This is a genomic window from Streptomyces ipomoeae 91-03, assembly GCF_000317595.1.
Lineage (GTDB): Bacteria > Actinomycetota > Actinomycetes > Streptomycetales > Streptomycetaceae > Streptomyces > Streptomyces ipomoeae.
In genome coordinates this window covers 1-5,827 of record NZ_AEJC01000037.1, presented here as the reverse complement: position 1 = coordinate 5,827, position 5,827 = coordinate 1, and the positions used below count along the sequence as shown (strand labels likewise).

The window sequence follows — 5,827 nt, the reverse complement described above, 5'->3', positions numbered from 1 at the left end:
GACTGGGACATCAGCACCACCTTCCCGTCGACTCCCGCCGTCGCGCGTCCCGCGTTGATCTCCGTGACCCGCCGCACGCTCAGGAGCGTGTTGGACCGGGGCCGGAGCATCAACTTCTGCAAGTTGCGGACCTTCTTCAGGTCCCCTGCCTGCGATGCCGTGAAGATTCTCTGCCGCAGACGCCGTACGTCTTCCTCGACCCGGCGCCAGTCGACCGACGCCCAGTCCAGGTCTTCGTCCTCGGGTCCGTTCACCGTCGCGGCAGCGGACGGAGCGGCCGAGGCCGGTCCGTCCGTGTCCGTCATGGTGTCCAACTTGTCCCTCAGTTCCGTCGTCCTTGTCCAGTGAGTCCGCACAGGCTCACCTGGCCCACGTCAGCACCCTTTCGGGTCCGGGCAGTGCACCCGTATCCGGACGGTTATGCGGGGACGACCGGCGGAGAAGCCAGTCATGCTGCCCCGGGTTCCCTTTTCCTTTCGGCTTCCGGCATTGGCTTCTTGGGCCATCCTGTTCCCGCTGGGGAGTTGAGCCTTCCTCGCGGTCGGCCGACCGGGCCACGAAGGCCCGGACCCCAGCGGGGTTTCCACGTTCCACACGAATGAGATACAATCGAGGGGGACTCCCTTTTTCCCGAGGCGGCGGTGTCCACCTGGCCGGAGTGACCTCTGCCGGCCAGCCCCTGCCGCTTCTCAGCGGCCAGCCTTGCACCCCACTGCAACCTTCCATCGGCGGGGCTTGGGATCACGAGGCATCATCGGGAGTTCACTTGCGTTCACCCGTCCGGTCTTCCCCTTGCCTGTCACTCCCGGATGGAACGGGAGCCCTTGGGCTTTCTCCTGAGCTTCGCACCACGCCGTTACCGGCATCGCACGTCAGAGGCGGGGACGGGCCATACGGACACGGACCCGTGACCGCACCTACAGCTTCATCAACTGCCTCTCCAATCGGTCAGTCCACTCAAATTCGTGCGGCTTCGTGTCGCACGGTCGCCCTCCCAATGTCCCGGTACGGCTCGGTCGTCGGCCTCGGCTGGCCGCTCGCTGATCAGTACCTCGGGCGTGACGTGGGCCCATGACTTCCGTTTGGATCGGGCCCGGGGCACCCGCAAGGCCCTGCCGGTGCGCAGGCAGGCGACGAGCTCGCGCTTGAGCGCTCCCCGGCCTTCGATGAACAGGGCCTGGTAGATAGCCTCGCGGCTGATCCGCATGGACTCATCATCCAGGAAGTCGACCTTCAGCCGGTTCGCAATCTGCTCCGGGCTCCACGCCATGACCCACTGGCGGTCGCCGCGGTGCGGCTTGTTCCTTCCCTTCCACCCCGTGCCCTCCGGCCCCAGCGCCGTCCCGTCCGGGCGGCTGACCTGGCCCGAGAGCCTTTCCTGGACGTAGTCCCGCAGCCGGTCGTTCGCGGCCAGCTTCGCTGTCTTGGGACGCTGAGCCACAAGACCGGCCTTCCACTGCGCGACCGACGCCCGATACTCGAGCTTCCCGCCCCGAGTGGCCGCGTTGCGTCGCAACTCCCGCGAGATGGTCGCCGGGTCGCGACCGAGCCGACGGGCGATCTCCCGAACCCCGGCGCCCTGGACCTGCATCAGGGCGATCTCTTCGCGTTCCGCAAACGACAGATAGCGGCCCGTGAGCGGGGCGAGCATGAAGGTCGGCATGCCGCCACCGTGCCGGAACCATCTGCAACCCGCTGCCTGGGATACGCCGACTGCAGCTGCCGCCTCCTCGGCGAGCAGCCCGTTCGCGATCTCTCGCCAGAACTGACGTTCGATCTCCCGTCGAAGCGCCGGCGCACCCGGGGACTTCATCGGCGACCGCCCGGTCAACGCCGCCATCCACCCTGCCGGCCTGCCCATCAACACCTCCGGGGACGAGGTGTTGCAACGACCGATTGAATCCGCCCTCGCTGCCCCTGTCCGTGTGCATGATCACGCCGCGCACGTCGCCGCCGCGGGTGGCCGCGGCCATGTTCAGGGACGCGACGACCAGGTCGGCGTCGTGCCGCTCGGCCATCGCGTAGCCGGGCAGGCGGCGGGAGAAGAGATCGATGACCGTCGCCAAGTACAGCTTGCCCTCGCCGGTTTCGATCCCGGTGAGATCGCCCGCCCAGACGAGACCGGGCTCTGCGGCGGTGAAGTCCCGGCGCACGAAGTCCGGGGCGGCCGGCCGCCTGCCCGGCCTCGTCAGCGGCCGGCGGCGGCGCACCGTCCGTCCGGCCAGCCCGAGTTCGGCCATGACCTTCGCGACCGTGTCCACCGATACTCGCCGGCCTCCGCGCGCCGGCTCGATGAACACCTTCGGTGAGCCGTAGGTGCCGCCCGAGGCATGGAAGACCTCCTCGATCTCCTCGGCCGGCTGCTGCCGGCGCACCTCACGCGCGGTCGGCGGACGATCCCACCACCTGTAGAACCACGACTCGGACACCCCCAGCACCCGGCAGGCGGTGCGGTACGGAATCTTCTGCCCGGCCTTGCAGCTGCCGATCACCCCGACCGCGACGGCCGGGTCCGCCTCAGCTGCTTCACCCACAAGGCCACGAATCGCTTGCACACATCGCGCTCCATCTCCAGCTCGCGGATGCGCTTGTCCTTCTGACTGGCCTCGGCCCGCAGCCGTTCCAGCTCGGCGCGCTCGCTCTCCCGCAGCCGGCCACCAGACGGCTCGGCCACCGGCCGGTCCGACGACGGCGACCCGTTGCGCCGCGCCCGCGCCACCCAGCTGTGCAGCGTCCCGGGATGGATGCCCAGATCCTCGGCCACCTCCGGAACCGGCTTTCCGGTCTCCGTCACGATCCGTACCGCTCCCTCGCGGAACTCGGCGTCGTAGACGCGCTTCCCGGATGCCATGACCCCCAACCATCCCTCCGGTCACGGTCTCCACAGCAGGAGGGGAACCTCATGTCCGCGTTCGCCGCGGGCCACACGCCGGACCCGACCGTCTTCTACCGCCAGGCGGAAGGAACCCGCCGCGTCATCAAGGCATTCGGGGGAAGCGGGTGCCGGCTACCTTCTGTACGTCGGCGGTGTGGCCAGCCTCTGCGTCAGGCCCGACGTCCAGATGCTCGACGACGAGCGTTTCCCGCACTGGTATTTCGCAGGTGATGAGCCCGTCGTCGCCCCCGGCGTACCAGGTCGCCCTGTCCGGGGTGGGGCGCAACGGCAGCCCGAGGCGGAGGCGGAGGCGTTCCGCTTGCATCCGACGTCGCCTCCTCCGGACGTCACCGCAGGGACAGAGCTCCGTCCACGACGAGCACGGTGCCGTTGGCGTAGCCGGCGAGGGGGTCGGTGAGGCGGGTTACCCACCAGGCGATTTCGTCGGGGGTGCCGATGCGGGCGGAGGGGATGCGGATGCGGGCATCGGCGAGGAACGCCGCGTACTGTTCGGTGGTCCAGCCGTTGCGGAGGGGTACGCCCGTGTCGGTGACGCCCGGCGCCACGGCCACCGCTCGGATGCCGCGGGGTGCAAACTCCACCGCCCATGTCCTGGTCAGGAGGTCCAGGGCGGCCTTGGTGGCACCGTAGACCGACAGATCGGGACAGGCCTTGGTGCCGACTGAACCCGCGGTGCCTATGTTCACGATCGTGCCGGAACTCGCCTCCAGGGGCGCGAGCGCGCGGCGGGTCAGTAGCAGCGGGGCGCGCAGGTTGGTGGTGAGCTGGGCGTCGATGTCGGCGGGGCTGAGGGCGTTCAGGGGGCCGCGGATGCCGATGGCCGCGTTGTTCACCAGGATGTCGAGTCTTCCGAAGTGCTCCAAGGCCGTCTCGACGACCGTGTCCGGACCATCGGGTGCGGTGATGTCCGCGGTGAGCGTCCGGATCCGGGGGTTGTCCGCAGCGGTCTCCTGGAGGGTGGCGGTGGTACGGCCCACGACGAGGACCCGAGCGCCCTCCTCGGCGAACCGGTGGGCGACGGCCCTGCCGATGCCGGTACCGCCGCCGGTGACGACGACGGCCCTGTCCTCCGGGGGTGCCGCAGGGGTGTCGGAAGGCTCGGGTGACTCTGCGCTGCTGTCGGTCATGGCGCTGTTGTCGGTCATGGCGCCGGACCGTATGCCCAGTCGCTCGAATCACGGTCGAAGCAGCAGCACTCTCGCTGGATTCCAGCCGCGTACCAGTTGGGTTCGAGGCGGTTCCGGTGAGGTGGGCAGGCCACAGTCGACCGGCCCGGAGGGCCGCAGGAACGAGAAGAGGGTGAGAGATGACCGACGCCGACCGACGGCACCCGCCGGTGACCGAGGGCGTGCCCGGCTGCCCGCCGACGACCGAGGGCGCGGGCCACCGCCCGCCCAGGACCGAAGCCGCCCACCGCCGCCCGGCGTTGGAGCCGGTGTGGATCACCCCCGAGGACGCCCGGTACTCGAACCTGGTCAGAGGGGCCAACCATCGGTTCACCAGCAGCCCGCGGCTGATACGTGTCGTCGGTTCGGCCGAGCAGACCCTCGAGGCCGTGCAGGAGGCCGTCGACGCCGGGTTGCGGCTCGCGGTCCGCAGCGGTGGGCACTGCCTCGACGGTCTGGTGGACGGTCCCGACACCGACCTCCTTCTGGACATGTCCGAAATGAGCCAGGTGTACTACGACCCCGGCATGGGCGCCTTCGCGGTGGAACCAGGGGCTCTGCTCGGCGACGTCTACCGCACGCTCTACAAGGGGTGGGGGGTGACCGTACCCGGTGGTGCGTTCCCCGGCGTCGCGGCGGGCGGACACATCGTCGGCGGTGGGTACGGCGCGCTGACCCGTCGGCACGGGTGCGTGGTCGACTTCCTCCACGCGGTCGAGGTTGTCGTGGTCGACGCGTCGGGCGGTGCCCGGCGGGTGGTGGCGACCCGGGAGGACGACGGTGAACTCGGCGATCTGTGGTGGGCGCACACGGGAGGTGGCGGCGGCACGTTCGGGGTGGTGACCCGGTACTGGCTGCGGTCGGTCGACACGACCGGCACCGGCCCCTCGGGCCTGCTGCCGCGGCCTCCGGCGGCGGTGCTGGACAGCCTGGTGACCTGGCCGTGGCAGGACATGAGCGGGCAGCGGTTCCGTCGGCTCATGCGCAACCACGCCCAGTGGCACGAGCGCAACAGCGCGCCCGACTCGCCGTACGCCTCCCTCTACAGCGTCCTCAACGTTCTGCACCGCGCTTCAGGCGTGCTGTTGACGAGTACGCAGATGGATGCCGCGGTCCCGGACGCGCGGCGGCTGTTGCGGGCGTACGTGGACGCGCTCGACGAGGGGGTGGGGCTGAACCCCGCGTGCACGGTGCGTACGAGACCGTGGCTGGAGTCGGTGCTCCAGGCGGGGCTGCCCGACACCGGCTCACGGTGGAAGGGCAAGGCCGCGTATCTACTCAAGGGTTACACCGACCGGCAGTTGGACGCGCTTTACGAGGGTCTGAGCGGGGTGGGGTACGCGAACCCGGGCGCCGGTGTGCAGTTCATGTCCTACGGAGGCGCGGTCCGCGCCGTGGCGCCGGACGCCACCGCCACCGCCCAGCGGAACGCCGTACTGAAGGTGCTGTACGTGACGACGTGGCGGGAGCCGGACGAGGACGCCCACCACCTGGACTGGATCCGGCGTCTGTACCGCGAGGTCTACGCCCACACCGGCGGGGTACCCGTGCCGGACGAGGTGAGTGACGGCTCCTACATCAACTACCCCGACACCGACCTCGCCGACCCGAAGTGGAACACCTCCGGCGTCCCCTGGTCCACGCTCTACTACAAGGACAACTACCCCCGGCTGCGACGCGCGAAGGCACACTGGGACCCGAAAGGGGTCTTCCGGCACGCGCTGTCCGTGGAGCCGGCCCGGGATTAGGGCCTGTCGGGAACTCG

General features: G+C 69.8%; 4 protein-coding genes and 2 pseudogenes. 1 reads left to right on the top strand and 5 read right to left on the bottom strand.

Features of this window, described 5'->3' with window-relative positions; all coding sequences use genetic code 11:
* The 5 genes and pseudogenes from STRIP9103_RS02035 to STRIP9103_RS02010 form a co-directional block, all read right to left on the bottom strand.
* On the bottom strand, positions 1-305 hold a 305-nt coding region (locus STRIP9103_RS02035; RefSeq protein WP_199790504.1), incomplete at its 3' end, for a reverse transcriptase N-terminal domain-containing protein.
* Between the two features lie 680 nt (positions 306-985).
* A pseudogene (locus STRIP9103_RS02030) lies at positions 986-1,840 on the bottom strand (transposase); the annotation flags it as partial.
* Positions 1,841-1,919: 79 nt separating this feature from the next.
* A pseudogene (locus STRIP9103_RS53365) lies at positions 1,920-2,492 on the bottom strand (DDE-type integrase/transposase/recombinase); the annotation flags it as partial.
* The gene (locus tag STRIP9103_RS02020) at positions 2,489-2,851 is read right to left on the bottom strand and encodes a transposase (protein WP_009295694.1); all 363 of its coding nucleotides are present in this window, start codon (positions 2,849-2,851) and stop codon (positions 2,489-2,491) included. The gene STRIP9103_RS02020 and the pseudogene STRIP9103_RS53365, both read right to left, overlap by 4 nt.
* Positions 2,852-3,222: 371 nt before the next feature.
* A complete protein-coding gene (locus STRIP9103_RS02010; RefSeq protein WP_009295696.1) occupies positions 3,223-4,041 on the bottom strand; it encodes an SDR family NAD(P)-dependent oxidoreductase in 819 nt (272 codons plus the stop codon).
* A gap of 161 nt (positions 4,042-4,202) precedes the next feature.
* On the opposite strand from STRIP9103_RS02010, the gene STRIP9103_RS02005 reads away from it, so the two are divergent.
* Entirely contained in the window at positions 4,203-5,810 is a 1,608-nt protein-coding gene (locus STRIP9103_RS02005) for an FAD-dependent oxidoreductase (protein WP_009295692.1), read from the top strand.
* Positions 5,811-5,827 lie beyond the last annotated feature (17 nt).